Source organism: Rhodomicrobium vannielii ATCC 17100, assembly GCF_000166055.1.
Lineage (GTDB): Bacteria > Pseudomonadota > Alphaproteobacteria > Rhizobiales > Rhodomicrobiaceae > Rhodomicrobium > Rhodomicrobium vannielii.
On the sequence record NC_014664.1, the window covers coordinates 1,490,089 to 1,508,680 of the forward strand.

17 protein-coding genes are annotated in these 18,592 nt (G+C 61.2%); 11 read left to right on the forward strand and 6 right to left on the reverse strand.

The window, feature by feature from the left end; translation table 11 throughout:
* Window positions 1-91: 91 nt before the first annotated feature.
* The 7 genes from RVAN_RS06780 (at window position 92) to RVAN_RS06810 (ending at window position 6,838) form a co-directional block, all read left to right on the forward strand.
* Window positions 92-460, forward strand: coding sequence for a DUF2849 domain-containing protein (locus tag RVAN_RS06780; RefSeq protein ID WP_013419012.1), 369 nt, complete (start codon window positions 92-94; stop codon window positions 458-460).
* Between the two features lie 123 nt (window positions 461-583).
* Window positions 584-2,242 carry a nitrite/sulfite reductase gene (locus RVAN_RS06785; RefSeq protein ID WP_013419013.1) on the forward strand — a complete coding sequence of 553 codons (1,659 nt, stop codon included), beginning with the start codon at window positions 584-586 and terminating at the stop codon, window positions 2,240-2,242.
* A complete protein-coding gene (locus RVAN_RS06790; protein WP_013419014.1) occupies window positions 2,229-2,759 on the forward strand; it encodes a DUF934 domain-containing protein in 531 nt (176 codons plus the stop codon). Before RVAN_RS06785 ends, RVAN_RS06790 begins: the two co-directional genes overlap by 14 nt.
* A gap of 175 nt (window positions 2,760-2,934) precedes the next feature.
* Window positions 2,935-3,924 carry a sulfate ABC transporter substrate-binding protein gene (locus RVAN_RS06795; protein WP_013419015.1) on the forward strand — a complete coding sequence of 330 codons (990 nt, stop codon included), beginning with the start codon at window positions 2,935-2,937 and terminating at the stop codon, window positions 3,922-3,924.
* 58 nt (window positions 3,925-3,982) lie between these two features.
* Window positions 3,983-4,834, forward strand: a complete 852-nt coding sequence (gene cysT / locus RVAN_RS06800) for a sulfate ABC transporter permease subunit CysT (RefSeq protein WP_013419016.1) — start codon at window positions 3,983-3,985, stop codon at window positions 4,832-4,834.
* 4 nt (window positions 4,835-4,838) lie between these two features.
* Window positions 4,839-5,765, forward strand: a complete 927-nt coding sequence (gene cysW / locus RVAN_RS06805) for a sulfate ABC transporter permease subunit CysW (RefSeq protein WP_081449563.1) — start codon at window positions 4,839-4,841, stop codon at window positions 5,763-5,765.
* On the forward strand, window positions 5,762-6,838 hold the full coding sequence (locus RVAN_RS06810) for a sulfate/molybdate ABC transporter ATP-binding protein (protein WP_013419018.1): 1,077 nt from the start codon (window positions 5,762-5,764) through the stop codon (window positions 6,836-6,838). The genes cysW and RVAN_RS06810 overlap by 4 nt, the downstream gene beginning before the upstream one ends.
* Before the next feature lie 51 nt (window positions 6,839-6,889).
* Here the strand turns inward: RVAN_RS06810 and RVAN_RS06815 are convergent, their stop codons facing one another.
* Window positions 6,890-8,770 carry an ABC transporter ATP-binding protein gene (locus RVAN_RS06815; protein WP_013419019.1) on the reverse strand — a complete coding sequence of 627 codons (1,881 nt, stop codon included), beginning with the start codon at window positions 8,768-8,770 and terminating at the stop codon, window positions 6,890-6,892.
* Window positions 8,771-9,135: 365 nt separating this feature from the next.
* Between RVAN_RS06815 and RVAN_RS06820 the strand changes: the two genes are divergently transcribed.
* From RVAN_RS06820 to RVAN_RS06835, 4 genes are all read left to right on the forward strand, one after another.
* On the forward strand, window positions 9,136-9,951 hold the full coding sequence (locus RVAN_RS06820) for a hypothetical protein (RefSeq protein ID WP_155942371.1): 816 nt from the start codon (window positions 9,136-9,138) through the stop codon (window positions 9,949-9,951).
* A 42-nt stretch (window positions 9,952-9,993) separates the two neighbouring features.
* Window positions 9,994-11,523: a substrate-binding domain-containing protein gene (locus RVAN_RS06825; RefSeq protein WP_013419020.1), complete on the forward strand. Its 1,530-nt coding sequence runs from the start codon at window positions 9,994-9,996 to the stop codon at window positions 11,521-11,523.
* Between the two features lie 290 nt (window positions 11,524-11,813).
* On the forward strand, window positions 11,814-12,635 hold the full coding sequence (locus RVAN_RS06830; RefSeq protein WP_013419021.1) for a M48 family metallopeptidase: 822 nt from the start codon (window positions 11,814-11,816) through the stop codon (window positions 12,633-12,635).
* Between the two features lie 86 nt (window positions 12,636-12,721).
* A complete protein-coding gene (locus RVAN_RS06835) occupies window positions 12,722-13,456 on the forward strand; it encodes an arginyltransferase (RefSeq protein ID WP_013419022.1) in 735 nt (244 codons plus the stop codon).
* Between the two features lie 223 nt (window positions 13,457-13,679).
* On the opposite strand, the gene RVAN_RS06840 is transcribed toward RVAN_RS06835, so the two are convergent.
* The 5 genes from RVAN_RS06840 to RVAN_RS06860 form a co-directional block, all read right to left on the reverse strand.
* Window positions 13,680-14,258, reverse strand: coding sequence for a hypothetical protein (locus RVAN_RS06840; RefSeq protein WP_013419023.1), 579 nt, complete (start codon window positions 14,256-14,258; stop codon window positions 13,680-13,682).
* A 494-nt stretch (window positions 14,259-14,752) separates the two neighbouring features.
* On the reverse strand, window positions 14,753-15,580 hold the full coding sequence (locus RVAN_RS18775; RefSeq protein ID WP_013419024.1) for a MipA/OmpV family protein: 828 nt from the start codon (window positions 15,578-15,580) through the stop codon (window positions 14,753-14,755).
* A 312-nt stretch (window positions 15,581-15,892) separates the two neighbouring features.
* Window positions 15,893-16,807: an alpha/beta hydrolase gene (locus tag RVAN_RS06850; RefSeq protein WP_013419025.1), complete on the reverse strand. Its 915-nt coding sequence runs from the start codon at window positions 16,805-16,807 to the stop codon at window positions 15,893-15,895.
* A 141-nt stretch (window positions 16,808-16,948) separates the two neighbouring features.
* Complete coding sequence (locus RVAN_RS06855) at window positions 16,949-17,800, reverse strand: TerC family protein (RefSeq protein ID WP_013419026.1); 852 nt, start codon at window positions 17,798-17,800, stop codon at window positions 16,949-16,951.
* 33 nt (window positions 17,801-17,833) lie between these two features.
* Complete coding sequence (locus RVAN_RS06860; RefSeq protein ID WP_013419027.1) at window positions 17,834-18,583, reverse strand: CDP-alcohol phosphatidyltransferase family protein; 750 nt, start codon at window positions 18,581-18,583, stop codon at window positions 17,834-17,836.
* Between the last annotated feature and the right edge of the window lie 9 nt (window positions 18,584-18,592).

The following is an 18,592-nucleotide window of genomic DNA, read 5'->3' on the forward strand; positions in this document are numbered from 1 at the left end:
AAAGATCGCCAAACTCTGGCCCAAGGCGAGCGGGTTCCGCTGGCCCCGCGGCGGGCTGCGCCGCTCACTTATCAGGGTCGGGGAAACGAGAATGGCACATCCTCATCAGCAGAAGCTCAAGATCAGCGGACCGGTGGTCATCACCGCAAACCGCCTTGCCGATGGCGTTGTGATCCACCGCACGAGCGAAGGGCGGTGGTCGGAAAATCTCGCGGCCGCGCAAATCCTCCTGACGGCCGACGAAGCGCTCGCCGCGCTGAAGGCCGCCCAGGCCGATGGGCTCATTGCGGTCGGCCCCTATGTCGCTCGCGTCGAGGCCGCGCCTACCGCCAAGCCGGGTCATTCGCCTAAGCCGGGCAATCTGCGCGAGAAAATTCGCAGCCATGGCCCCACATTCCCGCTTCCCTCCGATGCACCCGTTGCCTACCTTCCCAATGAAGTCGGCAAGGTGGCGGCTTAGAGCATGATCCGCAAAGGCTGGGCGCCGTTTTGCGATAAAGATCCCGCTCAACCAAGAACTTGGAGCGCGCTTTTGATTTATCGAAAGCGATAACGTTCTGGAAATTTCGGAGACCGTTCCGCGATGTATGTTTATGACGAATTCGACCGCACGTTCATCGCGGAGCGTGCCGCTCAGTTCCGCGATCAGGTGGCGCGACGTCTTTCGGGCGAAGTGACGGAAGACGAGTTCAAGCCGCTGCGGCTCATGAACGGCGTCTATCTTCAGCTTCACGCCTACATGCTGCGAATCGCGATCCCGTACGGAACGCTGTCCTCGAACCAGCTTCGCAAGATCGCCGAAATTGGCCGCGTCTATGACAGGGGCTACGGGCATTTCACGACGCGGCAGAACATCCAGTTCAACTGGATCAAGCTTTCCGACATGCCGGACGTGCTCGTGAGCCTCGCCGAGGCCGGGCTGCACGCCATCCAGACTTCGGGCAATTGCATTCGCAACATCACGACCGACCAGTGGGCCGGCGTCGCGCCCGACGAGATCGAAGACCCGCGCTTCTGGGCGGAAGTGCTGCGGCAATGGTCCTCGCTGCACCCCGAATTCACCTTCCTGCCGCGCAAGTTCAAGATCGCGATCACGGCCGCCCCGCACGACCGCGCGGCGATCAAGGTGCACGACGTCGGCTTGCGCCTCGTGCGCAACGACGCAGGCGAAGTCGGCTTTCAGGTGCTGGTTGGCGGCGGTCTCGGCCGCTCGCCCTTCATCGGCAAGCTTCTGCGCGACTTCCTGCCGAAAGAGCACCTCATCAGCTATCTTGAGGCGATCCTTCGCACCTACAACGCCCACGGCCGCCGCGACAACATCTACAAGGCGCGCATCAAGATCCTCGTCCATGAAATCGGGGTCGAGAAGCTGAAGGCCGATGTCGAAAAGGAATGGGAGCGCATCCGCGACGGCTATCTGAAGCTGGACGACGCGTTCCTCGCCGACATCCGGTCGCGCTTCATCTATCCCGACTACGAGTCGCTCGAAGACGAGTCCGAGGCGTTGAAGCTGGCGCTCGCCGCCGACGCACGTTTCGCGACCTGGCACAGAAACTCGGTCGCGCCTCACAAGACGCCGGGTTACGGCATTGTCACCGTGTCGCTGAAGCCCATCGGCAAGCCGCCGGGAGACGCGACCTCCGGCCAGCTCGACGCGCTCGCAGACCTCGCGGACACCTACAGCGCGGGCGAGATCCGCGTCGGCCACGAGCAAAACCTCGTGCTGCCCCATGTGCGCCAGCAAGACCTCTTCGCGCTGTGGCAGAAGCTCGACGCGACGGGTCTCGCAACACCGAACGTGAACCTCATCTCGGACTCGATCACCTGCCCCGGCCTCGACTATTGCAGCCTCGCCAACGCGCGCTCGATCCCGATCGCAACCGCCATCGCGGAGCGTTTCGCCGACCATGACAGGGCGCGCTCGGTCGGCCGTCTGCATCTGAACATCTCGGGCTGCATCAACGCCTGCGGCCATCATCACGTCGGCCATATCGGCATTCTCGGCGTCGAAAAGAACGACCGCGAATTCTACCAGATTACGCTTGGCGGCAAGGCGGACGAGGATGCGCGGTTCGGCGATTTGCTCGGCCCGGCCATTCCTTATGAGGAGGTGGTGGACACCATCGAGCGCATCGTGAACCGCTATCTCGACCTTCGGCAGAGTGAAACCGAACTCTTCGTCGACACAGTGAAACGCCTCGGCGTCGAGCCATTCAAGGAAGCGCTTCATGCCGTACATTAAAAAGGGCGAGATCGCGGACGATCCCTATGTCCGCCTCGGCGGAGATGAGCCGGTGCCTACCGATGTGCCGGTCATCGTTCCGCTCGAATGGCTGCTTGCGCAAACGCCGCAGTCGCTGGAGGGCCGCAACGTGCCGCTCGGCGTAGCGCTGCCGAACGACAAGCCGGAGAGCCTGCTCGAACCATACCTTCCGCGCCTGTCGCTGATTGCGCTCGACTTTCCGATTTACCGCGACGGTCGCGCCTTCACGCAAGCGCGGCGGCTGCGGGAAGCCTACGGCTTCACCGGGGAGATCCGCGCCGAGGGCGACGTGTTGCGCGATCAGTTTCTTTTCATGGTGCGTTCCGGCTTCGACGCGTTCGAAGTCAAGAACGATAAAGACGCGAAGGCCTTCGCTGAGGCGCTTCATGAATTTTCGGGCTTCTACCAGCCAGCGGGCGCAGGCGACGCGCATTTTCGGTTTCGCTTCGCTCCGCCATTTTCTCCGGCAAGAAAAGAGGGTGAAAGCGATGCTTGAGGCGTTTCTCTCTTACGTCCGGCTCGGTTCAAGGGGGATCGGCGTCCGCATACCCGGCCGGGCGTCGTGTGGAAGCCCCAGCTGAGGCGCGAACGCGCGCAGCAAGGGGGGAAGACCAGCGCGAGCTGGCGCATTGCAGAAGCATCGCATTCGAAACCGAAATTTGGAGATTTTCATGCTCAGACGGACAGTTCTGGCACTGGCGGCGGCTACGCTGATCGGCGCGCCTGCTTACGCTCTCGATTCATTGCTCAACGTTTCCTACGACCCGACGCGCGAGTTCTACTCCGATTTCAACAAGGCGTTCGTCGCCAAGTGGAAAGCCGACAAGGGCGAGACGCTTGAAATCAAGGCGAGCCATGGCGGCTCTGGCAAGCAGGCCCGCGCCGTGATCGACGGCATCGCGGCCGACGTCGTGACGCTCGCGCTTGCCTACGACATCGACGCCATCGCCGAGAAGGGCATTCTCGACAAGGACTGGCAGAAGAAGTTCCCGGACAATTCCGCGCCTTACACGTCCACCATCGTCTTCCTCGTCCGCAAGGGCAACCCGAAGGGCATCAAGGACTGGGACGACCTCGTGAAGCCGGGCGTCTCGATCATCACCCCGAACCCGAAGACGTCGGGCGGCGCGCGCTGGAACTATCTCGCGGCCTGGGGCTACGCGCTGAAGAAATACGGCTCGGAAGATAAGGCGAAGGAATTCGTCACGCAGATCTTCAAGCAGGTGCCGGTGCTCGACACGGGCGCGCGCGGCTCGACAGTAACGTTCGTCCAGCGCAATCAGGGCGACGTGCTCCTCGCCTGGGAGAACGAAGCGTATCTTTCGGTGAAGGAATTCGGCGACGACAAGTTCGAGATCGTCACGCCGTCCCTCTCGATCCTCGCGGAACCGCCCGTCGCCATCGTCGATTCAGTCGTCGACAAGCGCGGATCGCGGGCCGCCGCCGAAGCCTATCTGAAGGCGCTCTACGCTCCGGAAGGCCAGGAACTCGCGGCGAAGAATTTCTACCGCCCGCGTTCAAAGGAAGTCGCCGACAAATATGCCGACAAGTTCTCGAAGGTGGCGCTCTTCACCATCGATGACGTGTTCGGCGGCTGGCAGAAAGCCCAGAAGGCTCACTTCGGCGATGGCGGCGTCTTCGATCAGATTTACGGTCGCTAAGATTGCGGGGGGCAAGACCTGAACTCGCGTTTATAATCGGACACGGAAACAGACAAGAGTGAGCGCCTTGCCCCCCTTATCGAACACCTTGCGCTTTCGCGAACCGAGCGTCATCCCCGGCTTCGGGCTGACGTTCGGGCTGACCGTGACCTGGCTATCGCTGATCGTGCTGATCCCGCTGGCGGCGATGATTCTCTACGCGTCGAGGCTCGGCTTCGACCAGTTCATCGCCATCCTCACGGCTCAGCGCACACTGAACGCGCTGAAGCTTTCATTCGGCATCGCCTTCGCGGCCGCGATCTTCAACGTGATCTTCGGCCTGATCGTCGCGTGGGCGCTGACACGCTATGAATTCCCCGGCCGCCGCATCGCCGACGCGATCGTGGATATCCCCTTCGCCCTGCCGACCGCCGTGGCCGGCATCGCGCTCGCTACGCTCTATTCGCCGCAGGGCTGGATCGGTCAGTTTCTCGCGCCGCTCGGCATACAGGTCACGTTCACGCCGCTCGGCATTCTTGTGGCGCTGATCTTCGTCGGCATTCCCTTCGTGGTGCGGACCGTTCAGCCCGTGCTGAAGGATCTCGACCCGGAACTCGAACTCGCCGCGGCAAGCCTCGGAGCGTCCCGCTGGCAGGTCATCCGCAAGGTGATCGCGCCGACGCTGCTGCCCGCGATTTTGACCGGCTTCGCTCTCGCCTTCGCCCGCGCGGTAGGGGAATACGGCTCGGTCATCTTCATCGCGGGCAATCTGCCGAACATTTCGGAAATCGCGCCCCTTCTCATCGTCATTCGCCTTGAGGAATTCCGCTATGCCGATGCAACCGCAATCGCGGTTATCATGCTCTTCGTCGCGTTCATCATGCTGCTCATAATCAACCGGCTTCAGCGTTGGACAGAGGTCAGGAGCTAGGATGATGACGCTCGTTGAAGCGACGACCAACCGGCAGGCTGGTTTCGGCGGCGCGGAGGAAAGCTCCGGGCCGGCACGGCGAAGCGAATTCGCGGCGCGCGCGCCGAGAGGCGCCAAGGCGAATACGGAAACGCTTCCGGTCCGCATTCTTCTTGTCTTCGTTGCGCTCGGATTTCTCACGCTGTTCATCGTCATCCCGCTGGTCGCGGTGTTCTTGCAGGCTTTTTCGAAGGGCTGGACCGCCTATTTCTCGGCGCTTACGGACCCCGACGCCATCTCGGCCATACGCCTCACGGTGATCGTGGCGGCCTGTTCCGTCGTGGTGAACCTCTTCTTCGGCCTCATCGCGGCATGGACGATCACGAAATACCGTTTTCCCGGCAAGACGCTGCTGATAACGCTGATCGACCTGCCCTTCTCGATCTCTCCGGTGGTGTCGGGCCTCGTCTTCGTGCTTCTGTTCGGCTTGCAGGGCTTCTTCGGGCATTGGCTTCAGGATAATGACATCAAGATCCTGTTCGCCTTTCCCGCCATTCTGCTCGCGACGATCTTCGTCACCTTCCCCTTCGTCGCGCGCGAGTTGATCCCGCTCATGCAGGAACAGGGCACGACCGAGGAGGAAGCCGCGCTGTCGCTTGGCGCATCGGGGCTCACAACCTTCTTCAAGGTGACGCTGCCGAATATCAAGTGGGGGCTGCTCTACGGCATCCTGCTTTGCAACGCGCGCGCCATGGGCGAATTCGGCGCGGTGTCGGTCGTTTCGGGCCATATTCGGGGCGAGACCAATACGATGCCGCTCCACATCGAAATCCTGTATAATGAATACCAGCTCACGGCCGCTTTCGCGGTGGCGTCGTTGCTCGCGCTTCTCGCGTTGGTTACGCTCGTTCTGAAAGCCGTCCTCGAACGCAAACTGGAGCGCAAGAGATGAAGATCGATGTCCGTAACCTGTCGAAGCGCTTCGGAAACTTCGTCGCCCTCAAGAACGTGGATCTCGACATCGCAAGCGGAGAACTGCTCGCGCTTCTCGGCCCATCGGGTTCCGGCAAGACCACGCTTCTGCGTATCATCGCGGGGCTGGACTTCGCGGATGGTGGCGAGGTGTATTTCGCCGGAGAGAACGCAGCCAACCTCAACGTGCGAAAGCGGCATGTGGGCTTCGTCTTCCAGCACTACGCCCTGTTTCGCCATATGACCGTCTTCGAGAACGTGGCGTTCGGCCTTCGCGTCAGGCCCCGCCGCGAGCGAAAGCCGGAACACGAAATCGTGAAGCGCGTGAAACGGCTCCTCGAATTCGTGCATATCGAAGGGCTTGCCGAGCGCTATCCAGACCAGCTTTCGGGCGGCCAACGCCAGCGTGTCGCGCTTGCACGGGCGCTTGCGATCGAACCGAACGTGCTGTTGCTCGACGAACCGTTCGGCGCGCTCGACGCCAAGGTGAGGAAATCGCTGCGCCGCTGGCTGCGCGACCTGCATGGCGAACTGAACGTCACATCCGTGCTCGTCACCCACGATCAGGAGGAGGCGCTGGAAGTTGCTGACCGCATCGTCGTCATGGGCAACGGCAAGATCGAGCAGGTCGGCACGCCCGAGGAAATCTACAACGAGCCAGCGAACTCCTTCGTGTTCGACTTCATCGGCGAGTCCGTGAAACTGCCGGTGCGCATCGAAAACGGCGGAATCTGGATCGGCTCGCGACGCCTCGCCACAAACGATGAACTTCCGGCGTCGGGCCCGGCCCGGCTCTTCGTCCGCCCGCACGATCTCACCTTCGGAGAGGTCTCGGAAGCGCCGCTTCAGGGTGCTGTGCGCTCCGTCCGCCGCGTCGGCGCGCTGTCCTTCGCGGACGTGCGGCTCGACTACGGCGGCGACGATCTTCTGGTGGAAGCGAGTTTGCCGCCGGAGACGATAGTCCGCGCCGGCGACCTCGTGGGGCTGACCCCGCGGCGCTATCGCATTTACGAGGATGGAGCGGCCGAGTCGCTGACCTCGGCGGCCTTATAGACACCCAACGCGCCGAGCCCGCCTGTGCCGGTTCCGGCGCGCCGCGTGCGCTTATTCGGCCGCGTATCGCCCCGGCTCGGCGATAGGCTCGGCGGACTCGCGCTCCTCCAGCAGGAAGCCGCCCGACTGCCGCGCCCACAGGCTCGCATAGAGCCCGCCGTCCCGGAGCAGCTCCTTGTGCGTGCCGTCCTCGACGATATGGCCCTTGTCCATCACGATGAGCCGATCCATGGCCGAGATCGTCGACAGCCGGTGCGCGATGGCGATCACGGTCTTGCCTTCCATGAGATTGTACAGCTGATCCTGAATCGCGGCTTCCACCTCCGAGTCGAGCGCCGCCGTTGCCTCGTCGAGGATCAGGATCGGCGCATCCTTCAACAGCACGCGCGCAATCGCGATGCGCTGGCGCTGGCCGCCCGACAGCTTGACGCCGCGCTCGCCCACCTCGGCCTCGTAGCCTTTGTTGCCGTGGGAATCCTGAAGATCGACAATGAAATCATGCGCATGCGCCTTCTTCGCCGCCGCCACGATGTCGTCCATCGTTGCGTCAGGCCGCCCGTAACGGATGTTGTCGGCGACGGACCGATGCATAAGCGAGGTGTCCTGCGTCACGAGGCCGATCTTCGCGCGCAGCGAGTCCTGCGTGACCTTCGAGATGTCCTGCCCGTCGATCAGGATGCGGCCGGACTCGAGGTCGTGGAACCGCAGAAGGATATTGATGAGCGTGGACTTGCCCGCGCCCGAGCGACCGACAAGACCGACCTTCTCGCCCGGTTTGATGCGGAGCGAGAGGTCTTCGATGAGGCCCTTGCCGCGCCCGTAGTGGAACTGAACGTGCTCATAGGAAATCGCGCCCTTGTCGACCGTGAGCGGCTTCGCATCCGGCGCGTCGACGACATTCCACGGCTTCGACAAGGCGCGCATGCCCTCTTCGACCGTGCCGACATTCTCGAAGATCGTCGTGATGACCCACATGATCCACGACGACATGTTGTTGATGCGGATGGCGAGGCCCGTCGTCACCGCGATTGCGCCGAGCGTCACCGCCCCCTCGCTCCATAGCCAGAGCGAAAGCCCGGTCGTGCCAGCGATGAGAAGGCCCGTCAGCACCCACTGGCACATCTCGAAGAGCGTGATGACGCGGAGCTGAGCTTGCAGCTTGTGCAGATGATCGGAGATCGCGTCCTTCGCGTAGGCTTCCTCGCTCGCCGTATGCGCGAAAAGCTTCACCGTCAGGATGTTCGCGTAGCTGTCCGTGACGCGGCCCATGAGCGTGGAACGCGCCTCCGAAACCGTCACCGCCATGCGGATGAGCCGCGGCACGAAATACCAGACCATGACGCCGAAGCCGACGAGCCAAAGCAGCAGCGGAATGACAAGTCGCGCGTCGAGATCGAAGAAGATGACGGCGGCCGAAAGCCAGTAGATCGCGACATACCAGAGCGCATCCACCAGATCGATGGCCGATTGGCGCAGCGATTGCCCCGTCTGCATGATGCGGTTGGCGATGCGGCCTGCGAAGTCGTTCTGGAAGAACGACAGGCTCTGGCGGAGCGTATAGCGGTGCTGCCGCCACCGCACGAGCGCCTGCGTGTTCGCGTTGATGCTCTGATTGATGAGCAGCGAATGGATCGTAAACGCAATCGGGCGGATGACGAGCGCCACGATCGCCATGAAGATCAGCGTTCTGCCGTGATCGTGGAAGAAGGCCGCCGGGTTCTCGGCCGCCTTGGCGAAATCGACGATCTGCCCGACAAAGGTGAACAGCGCAACCTCGATCAGCGCTGCGACTACGCCGGAGATGAGGACAAGGCCGAACACCCACCAAACGCCGCCGATGTAATGCCAATAGAATGCAAGAAGTTTCTGCGGCGGCCGCGTCAGCGGGACAGTCTTGAAAGGGTCAATAAGCTTTTCAAACCAGGAAAACATGGCTTTGCTCGCGCTATGAGGTGAATTTTGCGCGGCAAGGCGAAGCTTAAGTGTTCGCGGAGGCTCGCGCCCGATCAGAAAATTTTTTCTGTCGCATTGTTTTGGAGATTTCTTTGCTCTCGCAGTGACAGCAGGAGCGCTGCTTCTACCACAGAACGATGCATTTGGGAAGCCGTCGGCAAAACCGCTCAACCTTCGCGATTACTGACGCATGCATTCACTTTATTGCCCGGCCGTTGTGAAATCCCACCATACCAACCCGTTTTGTTTTCGATAAAACAATAAATTAAGTTGTCATATAATTATCACATCAATATGATCGTATGCAAATATAGCGTAGTCGAGTTCAAGGTGGGACCGAACTCATGAATAGCCGCGCCTCCTGGTTCGCCGGCTCGTGTATGGTCGTGTGCCTGTTCGCCGCGTCTTCGCCTGCCCTTTGCGCTCCGGAATGCGGGCCGAGCGTCGGCGTCGAGCCCGTCAGCGCGGGCCTATCACGGATAAAAATCTCCGCCCCCTGCTTCCCGAGTGGGCGAATCGTTCTGCGCTACGACAGCCTTACGCTCGTTCGGGCGCTCGACGAAAACGGCGCGCTCACCCTGCTTTTCGACTGTTATCTCGGCGAAAAACCTCCCCTCAAACTGACCTTCCCCGATGGCGCGGAGGTTCAGGCCCAGCTCAGGACGATCGATCTCGAACGCGTGACGAAGGTGGCGCTGCTCTGGCGCGGCCGCGCGAACCTCGACCTCCACGCGTTGGAATACGCCGCAGATTTCAACGACGCCGGACATGTCTGGGCCGGCGCGCCTTCGAGCCGCTGGCAGGCGGAGGAGCGGCACCGGCGCGACAAGCGCGGTCACGGCTTCATGACGACCGTCTCTGACGGCACGAGCGAAGGAGACCAACTCGAAGTCTACACCTTCATTCATGAAACGGGCCAGGCTTCCGGCGCCGTCACGCTCGCCCTCGACTACGAAAGCCGCGCCCGCACCCCACAGGAGCCCGACAGCTGCGGCACCGGGCTTTACGCCGATCTCGAATATCGCGTCTCCGTCTTGCGCCCGAGCGGAGGCATTTCGCGCACGCGCGGTTCCTTCGCGCCGCTCCCCTGCGGACAGCCGTCGGATCAGACCGCCCGCTACAGTTCCAAGGCGCTGCCGCAACTCATTCTCACCCGCTGATTCCACCCGAAACGCCGACCGGCTCTCCTCCCGAGGTTTTCCATGTCCATTCGAAACGCTTGTCGCGCCAGCGCATCGCTTCTGGCCCTCGCCGCCTCCTTCGCGCCCGTGAACGCGGAGGATGTCACGCTCACGCTTCGCGGCGGCGGACTGACCGTGATCGGCGAACTTGTCGCCGCTGACGCCGCCTCCTTCGTGATCCGCTCCGACAAATTCGGCATGATGGCGCTCGAAAGCGCGAAGTTCGAGTGCAACGGGCCGTCCTGCCCGAAGCCGCTGATCCCGTCGCTCGGCATCCACGGCTCGAACACCATCGGCGCTCAGCTCATGCCGAACACCGTGGAGCGCTTTGCCGAGGAAGAGGGCTTCGTTGCGGAAAAGGTCGTCGGCGCGGACCCCGAGGAAGTGGTGTTCAAGTTCTCCGACGCCAGCGGAAAGGACGTCGCTTCCATCGACATCAAGTCGCACGGATCGGGCACCGCGCCGAAAAGCCTGATCGAAGGCAAGGCACAGATCGGCGCCATGTCGCGACCAATCAAGGAGGATGAGGCCAAAGCCGTCGCCGATGCGGGCGTCCCGCTCAAGACGCATGTCTTCGCGCTCGACGGCATCGTGGTGTTTGTCTCGCCGAAGAACCCGGTCAAGACGCTAAGCCTCGAACAGATCGCGAAGATCTTTTCGGGCGACATCAAGGACTGGAAAGACGTCGGCGGCAATCCTGGCCCGATCCACATCTACGCACGCGACGCGAAATCCGGCACCTTCGACACCTTCAACACGCTCGTGCTTTCGCCGCTCAAGCTGAAGCTGTCGCCCGGAGCCAAGCGCTTCGAGTCAAACCACGATCTTTCCGACGAGACGGCACGCGATCCGAACGGGATCGGCTTTTCGGGCTTCGCCTATATCCGCAATGCGAAGCCGCTTTCCGTCGCTTCTAATTGCGGGATCGTCTCCACGCCGGACGTCTTTTCGGTGAAGACCGAAGAATATCCTCTCTCGCGGCGTCTCTACCTCTACAGCGGCAAGGCCGGGCCGCTCGGCGACAAGCTTATCGCCTACGCGCTGTCCGACAAGGCGCAGGACATTATCTCCGAAGCCGGGTTCATCAACCAGCACATCGACCTTCAGACCTTCGACCAGCAGGCTGGACGCGTGTGGCCCGCCTTTCTGGTCGCGGAAAAGGACTTCAGTTTCGCCCTCATGCGTGACCTGACGGCCGACGTGAAGTCCGGCAAACGCCTTTCGGTGAACTTTCGCTTTCACCGCAACTCCGCCGTTCTCGACGACAAAGCCATGCAGGACGTCCCCCGGCTCGCGCGCTTCCTGAAAAGCGATGCGAACGGCAAGGACTTGCTTCTCCTCGGTTTCACGGACGGAACCGGCGCTTTCGAGACGAACAAGGCGCTGTCGCTCAACCGCGCGACGAGCTTCAAGAACGCGCTTGTCGCGGAAGGCGTGCCCGCCAACAAGATCACCGTGAAGGGATACGGAAGTCTTCTGCCGGTGGGCTGCAATACCTCGGACGCGGGCCAGAGCGCGAACCGCCGCGTCGAGGTCTGGATGAAGGACTAATCCACCGCAGGTTGTGGATATGGTTAACTTACCGCTGAAAATTATTGGAAAATTGTCGCTTTATTGAGCCTGTTGCAAAAAAGCGCAACCGGGGCTAGGAGAAAGGTGGTAATTTGCATGAGTGCGACAGGGGGAAGATTGCATATGGCCTTTGCCATCCGTTTTCGATAAGGTGGCGGTAATTATACAATCTGTGTCCAAAAAAGCGCAGATTGTTCACAGGGCCCATGCTATCGTTTCTGACGAGTCGCTGAGAATTGAAACCGCGTTGAAGCATTGACGAAAGTCTCATGCTAACAGCATCGATTATTACTCTTGAGCAAACTCCCGTTCTACGCGTCCCCGATGTCGGGTGCACCGTGGAACTCAGACGCTCGCCACGCGCCAAGCGATTTTCTCTCAAAGTCAGCCATACCGAGCGCGCCGCGATCTTGACGCTTCCCAGTCGGGGCCGCGTCGAAGATGCCAGCGCATTCCTCGCCCGCCATGCGGACTGGCTGAAAAGGCAACTCGAACGCCTGCCGGAGCCTGTCCCCTTCGCGGAAGGCTCGCTCATTCCATTGCGCGGCCAAATGCATCGTGTCCGCTTCGCCGGGCCGAAGCGCCATACGCAAGTCGTGTGGACCGAAACGCCCGAATACGCGCAGTCCCTTCCCTGTTCCATCATCCGCCCCGACATGGCGCGCGACCTTTCCTGTTTCCGCGTCGATCCACGAATGCCGGGGCTTTTCGTAAGCGGCGATTTTGAGCATGCGCCGCGGCGCCTTCATGACTGGCTCCGTGCCGAAGTACGCAAAGACCTCGCAGCATGCGTGGAAAAACACGCGCAAGTCCTCACCTGTTGCCCCAAACGCCTTGCGATCCGCGATCAGGCAACGCGTTGGGGCTCCTGCTCCACCAGCGGCACACTCTCTTTTTCATGGCGGCTCATCTTTGCGCCGCCATTTGTTTTGGACTACGTCGCCGCCCATGAGGTCGCCCATCTGAGGGAAATGAACCACGGCCCAAGCTTCTGGCGTCTCGTCCGCGACACTGTTCCCAATTATAATCGCGCCAAAAATTGGCTCAAAACAAACGGTGCGGAGCTCCATCGGTTCGGTAGCGAAATTTAATTTCCCGTTTATTCCCTTTTGCTTCTGGCTTAACGTCTTTTTTTTAGGCACTATGGTCCGGCTTCCACGCTAGCCACCAGAATCCCTTGGACCAGAAACGACGATTTCCCGAGTTTTATGTGACTGCGCCACAGCCTTGCCCCTACTTGCCCGGGCGAATGGAGCGCAAGATCTTCACCCATTTGTCTGCGGATCGTCCCCTCGCCCTCGTCGATAATCTGCTCAAGGGTGGCTTTCGCCGCAGCCAGAACATCGCCTACATGCCCTATTGCGACCACTGCGCGGCCTGCGTGCCCGTGCGCATCGTGGTCAACGAGTTCAAGCCGCACCGCACCCTCGCGAAGATCGGGCGCGCGAACGAGGATCTTTGCGCCCGCCGCGTGTCAGGCCGCGCCACGCTCGAACAATTCTCCCTTTTCCGCGCATATATCGAAGCCCGCCACGCCAATGGCGGCATGGCCGACATGACGCTGCTCGACTATTCGATGATGATCCAGGATAGCGCGGTCGAAACCTATCTTACGGAATACCGCCTCAGGCCGCGCGATGGCGAGAGCAAAGGCCCGCTTGTCGCGGCCGTGCTTTGCGACCGGCTCAGCGACGGCATCTCGCTCGTCTATTCATTTTACGATCCCGACATGGTGAAGCGCGGTCTCGGCAACTTCATCATCCTCGAACAGGTCGAATTTGCCCGGGCGCGGGGTCTGCCATATGTTTATCTCGGCTATTGGATCGCGGGCTCACGCAAGATGGCCTACAAGACCCGCTTTACCCCACAGGAGCATCTGACGCCGCTTGGATGGGTCCGTCGCGAAACTTAGGCGCAGTTGCACAAGCGCTGGAGGCCGCGCGCTTCAGAAGAAGGCGTGGCAGTCCGCCGCCGAACGTCGATCCTGACATCGAGTCGACAAGAAGACTGCTGCGGGCCGCAACATCACTCCACCGCGCCCGCTGCAACGCGATGCAAATCGCCCGCCAGATTCAAGCGCATGGATCGGCCTGCGCCCGCGTGGCGCTTTTACGGCACTTGCGGCGAAACTTCGCCTACTCGCCCATGCCCGCCTGCATCACCGTCGACATCGCCGCGTCGAGCTTGGCCACCATGTGACGCCACTTCGCCGCCGTATTCTTCACGACCTCGTCCATCGCCAGCCGGAATTCGCGGAGCATCGAACAACGCCCATCCTCCGAAGCCGCGTTACTTGCGTCAAAAGACTGCACCTTGACGAGCAGGGCACGGTTCGCGGCGTCCAACGCCGTCGTCGTGTCGTCCTTTACGAAGGGCGTCGCGTGAACCGGATAGGCCTCATCGGACCAGTTGTGAAACGCGCGCAGCGCCTGAAGCTTCGCCTGCACCGCCTTCGCATTGGCCTCCTGCAAGCCGGAGATTGCCGCACCGGTCTCCGCCATCACAGCCTTGAAAGCTCCCGCGCCGCATACCGTCGCTTGCGCGAAAGCAGGCGCGCTTGCGCCAACGAAAAGGACGATGAAAAGCCCTCTGACCTGCATGCCGATTTCGCTTGCCCCAAGCCTATTTGCGCATTCGCTCGGCCGGAACGCCCAACGCCCCGCCGAACCGGAAGCCTTCTTTGCATGTTCGACACGCGCAAAGGCTCGACCCATTTGTTTCTGCGCCTCTTTCAGCGAACCGGTAACCGCTCCGCTCGAAAGCGCTCAAAACGTGGACGCCACGCGTCACGCCTTGTTAACAAACGTTAATAGACAGTTCACGGTGCAAAATTGTGGCGGAGGCGCGCCCGAACCCGACAAAACGTCATCTTTCATCGGGAGATGTCATCGTCTTCTCAGCCGAGCGAACGCGGCGGCGTCGGAAGATCGTCGCGGCTACACGCTCGCGGGACTGACGACCACTGGCGCCATTCCAACGCCTGAACTTAAAAAGCCAGCGCTCGGGAAGCGCTGGCTTTTAGACTTACGGGTCGATCAGTTGTCCCGTGGTTCATAGCACCTGGACAGGGCAATCAGCGATGGAACTGCGCCTGGTTAGCTTGCGCATCCTTCAAAGCGTCGTGCAGCAAATTCGATGCGGCAGGACGCTGTAGTTCCGCGTGGCCAAATCTCCTCGTCAAATCGAGACCGATTTAACGCCGACTGCTTTAATACGCGAAGTTGAACTTGTAAGCAGCGCCGATGCCGGCCTGCCACTGGTTCTCGTCGCCGCGAAGCTTGACGAGTGGGCTGTCGGCCGCGTCGCCTTCGAGGCGGTTCCACTCCGCGAAGCCGCGAATAGACCAGCGCTCGTTGACGTCATATCGCGCGCTGCTGGAGACGCCCCAAGAGTTCAAGCCGCCATCAGCATTGTAAGCTCGCCCCAAATTCAGATATGACGCCGGCGTCGAGAAGAACTCGGAGTTATACTGGCCATCGACAAACTTGAGGCGCGGACCAACCGTGAACTGCCATTGCGCAGCCGGGCGATAGATGAAGTCCGCGATGAGGTTGGCTTCGAAGCCTTCCGCGCCGGTGATGCCCTGCAGCACTTCGATGCGGGTGCGGATGAACGGCACCGGATAGTATTCGGCGAAGCCGCCGAGCTGGATCGTGTAGTCGATGTCCTGGAGGCCCTGGAGGGCGCGGCGGTCGTCGCTAACATTGCGGTCGTCGATGTAGTTGCCCGCAACGCCGAATCGGAAATTACTCGTCTGATAGAGCGTGAAGCCGAACGAGTCGTTCGGAAGGCTCAGCCATTCGCTTTCGCCAGCGCGATAAAAATCGAAGATCGGGCGGAACGTGAAGTCCGTCTCCTTGGAGCCCGGGAAAGACGGCTCGACAGCGGCGTAGCCGCCAACGGTGACGACCCAGTAAGGTGCCGCCGCGCCATCCTTATATCCGCCATCCGCACTGAACAGGTCCGACGCCTGAGCGCCGCTCGCTGCGAGGCCCAGAAACGCAACACAAGCCGCAGCTTGTTTCAATCCCACCATAGCCCACGCCCTTGCCGTTTGACGTTTGAATCTGTGCGTAAGATGGCTGAGTCAGGCCCCGATGGCTTGTGTTTTTTGAAAGTGTACGGATCGAAGATCGATGCAAGTTGTATTTTTACATCGAATTTGAGAGCGCATTCTGAATACTTCGTACCAGCGCGGGAATGCTTCACCGATCAACCGTGAATTATAGTTGCCGCCGATGCTTACGATAATACGATCTCTCATCTGCGGAATTGACACGCGGACTTTTCCCCTCTGATGTGGCCGAGGAAAACGCTGAACGTGCTGGCCAGTTCGCCGAGTTCGGCCTTATCCCTGCACGCGGTGAACGAGGAATTCCTTGACCTTCTTGGCGAGTTCCTCCGCGCCGAGGTCGTGGAAGTTCTGATCGGTGCCGGGAACCACCGCCAGCGTCACCGTCTTGAGCTGCGAAAACTCACCCTCCGCCGCCTTGATTTCGGGGAGCGCCGGATCGCCGTCGCCGACCGCAATCAGAACCGGCAGCTTGATGCTCGGCAGAAGGTTGGTCGTCTTGAATTTAGGGTTGGACCCGTAATAGTTCGCGAACGCACCCGCCGTCACCGCCGGATTTGAGCAGGTCAGGAAGCCCGGCACATTCACGAACTGATTGCCGTTCTGGCTCGCCACGAGTTCCTCGGCCTTCCCGAGTTCCTGCCGGAGCGAACCTTTGAAAATAGCGCGATATTCCGCTTCGGCGCTTTCCTCCGTCTGCATCAGCGGAGCCATCAGGACGACGCGTTTCACGGACTTGTCGAGGCGGTTGATGGCGTAAAGCGCCACCTGGTTGGCGCCGCGGCCATGCCCCGCGACGGTGATGGAAGACGCGCCCTTGTCCTTCAGCCACTTCACCCAGTCCGCAATCTCGTCGATCGCGTCCTCGTGGTGATGGGCCTGTTCCAGCGCGCAGTTGAAGTTGCCCTTACGGTTATCGATGCCAAGCCCGAGCGTAATCGCAAGCGTATTGATGCCGTGGTCGCGCAGCGCGTCCTGAAGCGTCGCGATGGGCTCCATGCGGTCGCTGCCGAGCGTGTTGTGGACGATCAGCACGGCGCCGTCGCCCTTCAGCGACTTGCCCGGCGCAAGTTCCAGATTGGCGGTAAGGTCGAGCCCGAGATGGTCGATCGTAACCCGCTCGGCGACGCAAGGGGCCGCTCCCGCCGCGATCATGAACGCCGCGAAGGCCGTAACGATAAGGCCGCGCATGATTCCCCTTCCCGATATTGGTACCCAACCCGCAACCACTGGCTAGCGGGCGTTATGGACGAAATCAGGGCCAAGACCGCGGCCAAGTCAATGGCGCGGCTCCCGGTTGTGGAGAAAACGCGAGGGTTTGCCGCAAGTAGCCTATCGACGGCGCTGTTTTTGCGGGGATTTCCCCCGTCGAGGCGGCCTGCCTGCGTCTGATGCACCCCCTCCGGCTGACGGCGCAGCGACAGAAACGGGGCGCGTAGCCGGTTTTGATTCGGCACGCGCGGCCTGCGGGGCGGCGCGCTCGCGACGCGCCTTCGCCCATATGTTGAAAGCCTCGATCACCGCCGCAAAGCCCATCGCAAAGTAGATGTAGCCCCGCGGGATGTGGACCTCGAAGCCGTCCGCGATGAGCGCCACGCCGATCAGGAATAGAAAGGCAAGGCCGAGCATCTTCGTCGTCGGATGCCTCTTGATGAATTCCGCGACCGGGTTCGCCGCAAGAAACATTACTGCGATTGCGATGCAGACAGCCGCCACCATTACTTCGATGTGCTGTGCAAGGCCAACCGCCATGATGATTGAATCGAGCGAGAAGACCGCATCCATCAGCGCGATCTGCGCGATGACGGCCCCGTAACTCGCCTTGGCTGCTGAGTTGCTCGCGTGTCCATCGCCTTCGACAGAGGCGTGAATTTCCTGCGTGGCCTTCACAAGCAGGAACAGACCGCCGCCGATCATGATGAGATCGCGCCACGAGAATTCACGCCCGATGACTGAAAACACGGGATAGGTGAGGTGGATGATCCATGAAATCGCGAACAGCATCGCGATCCGCAGCACGAGCGCGAGGGTGAGCCCGATGGCGCGCGCCTGTCTTGCCTGCTCCGGCGGTAGACGCTGCGTGAGGATCGACAGCACCACAATGTTGTCGATGCCGAGGACGATTTCGAGCGCCGTCAAGGTGACGAGGGCGGCCCACACTGACGGATCGAGTAGCAATTCCACGGTTGTTCATCCGCTCGCAGAGCGGTCCTCAAATCAAGCGCCGGACTGTGTCGCCAACTTCGATGTATCGGATGGCGAAGCGCTTCGCCTTCTCCCGCTGACGCCGACCGCGATCAGGTAAACCGCCGCAACCACGAAAACGATCCGTTCTCCGAGCGTGCCGGGAAATCCGTGGACAATCGCCGAGATTGCTGCCGCGCCCCATGCCAGCGCAACACCCAGCGTGAGGAGGCGCAAACGCCGAACGCGCACCGGATGCACCCAGCACAACGGGATGAAGGTGAAGACCACGCAAACCGCGATCACGCCGGCTGCGATCGCCTGATCGAGGCCGAGCACGAAGCAGTAAAGAATGACAGCGTTCCAGATGGCTGGGAAACCGACGAAATAGCCCTCGGCCGTTTTGCTCTCCTTGTCGGAGAAATGATAGAGCGATGAGAGCATGATGAGCGCCGCCAGCGGCAGGCGAAGGCCCTCGGGCGCGATGGGCGAGGTCACCACCATATAGGCGGGTACGGTGACATAGGTCAGGTAGTCGACGACATGGTCGAGATCTTCGCCCGAAAAACGCGGCAGCGTCTTCTTGATGTCGAGCGCTCGGGCGAGGGGACCGTCGATGCCGTCCACCACCAGCGCGACCCCGAGCCAAGCGAATGCGATCTCCCATTGAGAGTCGCTCGCAGCCATGAGCGCGAAAAGGCCGAAGACAGCGCCGCTCGCGGTGAGAAGATGAACGCCCGCGCAAGCCCAGATCTTAAGCGTCGAGACAAAGCGCGAGGTCATCGAAAGCCC

Bases quoted from the DNA above. Each gene is read 5' to 3' on its own strand.
- RVAN_RS06825 (WP_013419020.1), top strand. From the start codon at position 9,994: ATGTCCATTCGAAACGCTTGTCGCGCCAGCGCATCGCTTCTGGCCCTC.
- RVAN_RS06820 (WP_155942371.1), top strand. From the start codon at position 9,136: ATGAATAGCCGCGCCTCCTGGTTCGCCGGCTCGTGTATGGTCGTGTGC.
- RVAN_RS06830 (WP_013419021.1), top strand. From the start codon at position 11,814: ATGCTAACAGCATCGATTATTACTCTTGAGCAAACTCCCGTTCTACGC.
- cysW (WP_081449563.1), top strand. From the start codon at position 4,839: ATGACGCTCGTTGAAGCGACGACCAACCGGCAGGCTGGTTTCGGCGGC.
- RVAN_RS06785 (WP_013419013.1), top strand. From the start codon at position 584: ATGTATGTTTATGACGAATTCGACCGCACGTTCATCGCGGAGCGTGCC.
- RVAN_RS06795 (WP_013419015.1), top strand. From the start codon at position 2,935: ATGCTCAGACGGACAGTTCTGGCACTGGCGGCGGCTACGCTGATCGGC.
- RVAN_RS06860 (WP_013419027.1), bottom strand. From the start codon at position 18,583: ATGACCTCGCGCTTTGTCTCGACGCTTAAGATCTGGGCTTGCGCGGGC.
- RVAN_RS06780 (WP_013419012.1), top strand. From the start codon at position 92: ATGGCACATCCTCATCAGCAGAAGCTCAAGATCAGCGGACCGGTGGTC.
- RVAN_RS06840 (WP_013419023.1), bottom strand. From the start codon at position 14,258: ATGGGTCGAGCCTTTGCGCGTGTCGAACATGCAAAGAAGGCTTCCGGT.
- RVAN_RS06815 (WP_013419019.1), bottom strand. From the start codon at position 8,770: ATGTTTTCCTGGTTTGAAAAGCTTATTGACCCTTTCAAGACTGTCCCG.
- RVAN_RS06810 (WP_013419018.1), top strand. From the start codon at position 5,762: ATGAAGATCGATGTCCGTAACCTGTCGAAGCGCTTCGGAAACTTCGTC.
- RVAN_RS18775 (WP_013419024.1), bottom strand. From the start codon at position 15,580: ATGGTGGGATTGAAACAAGCTGCGGCTTGTGTTGCGTTTCTGGGCCTC.
- RVAN_RS06850 (WP_013419025.1), bottom strand. From the start codon at position 16,807: ATGCGCGGCCTTATCGTTACGGCCTTCGCGGCGTTCATGATCGCGGCG.
- RVAN_RS06790 (WP_013419014.1), top strand. From the start codon at position 2,229: ATGCCGTACATTAAAAAGGGCGAGATCGCGGACGATCCCTATGTCCGC.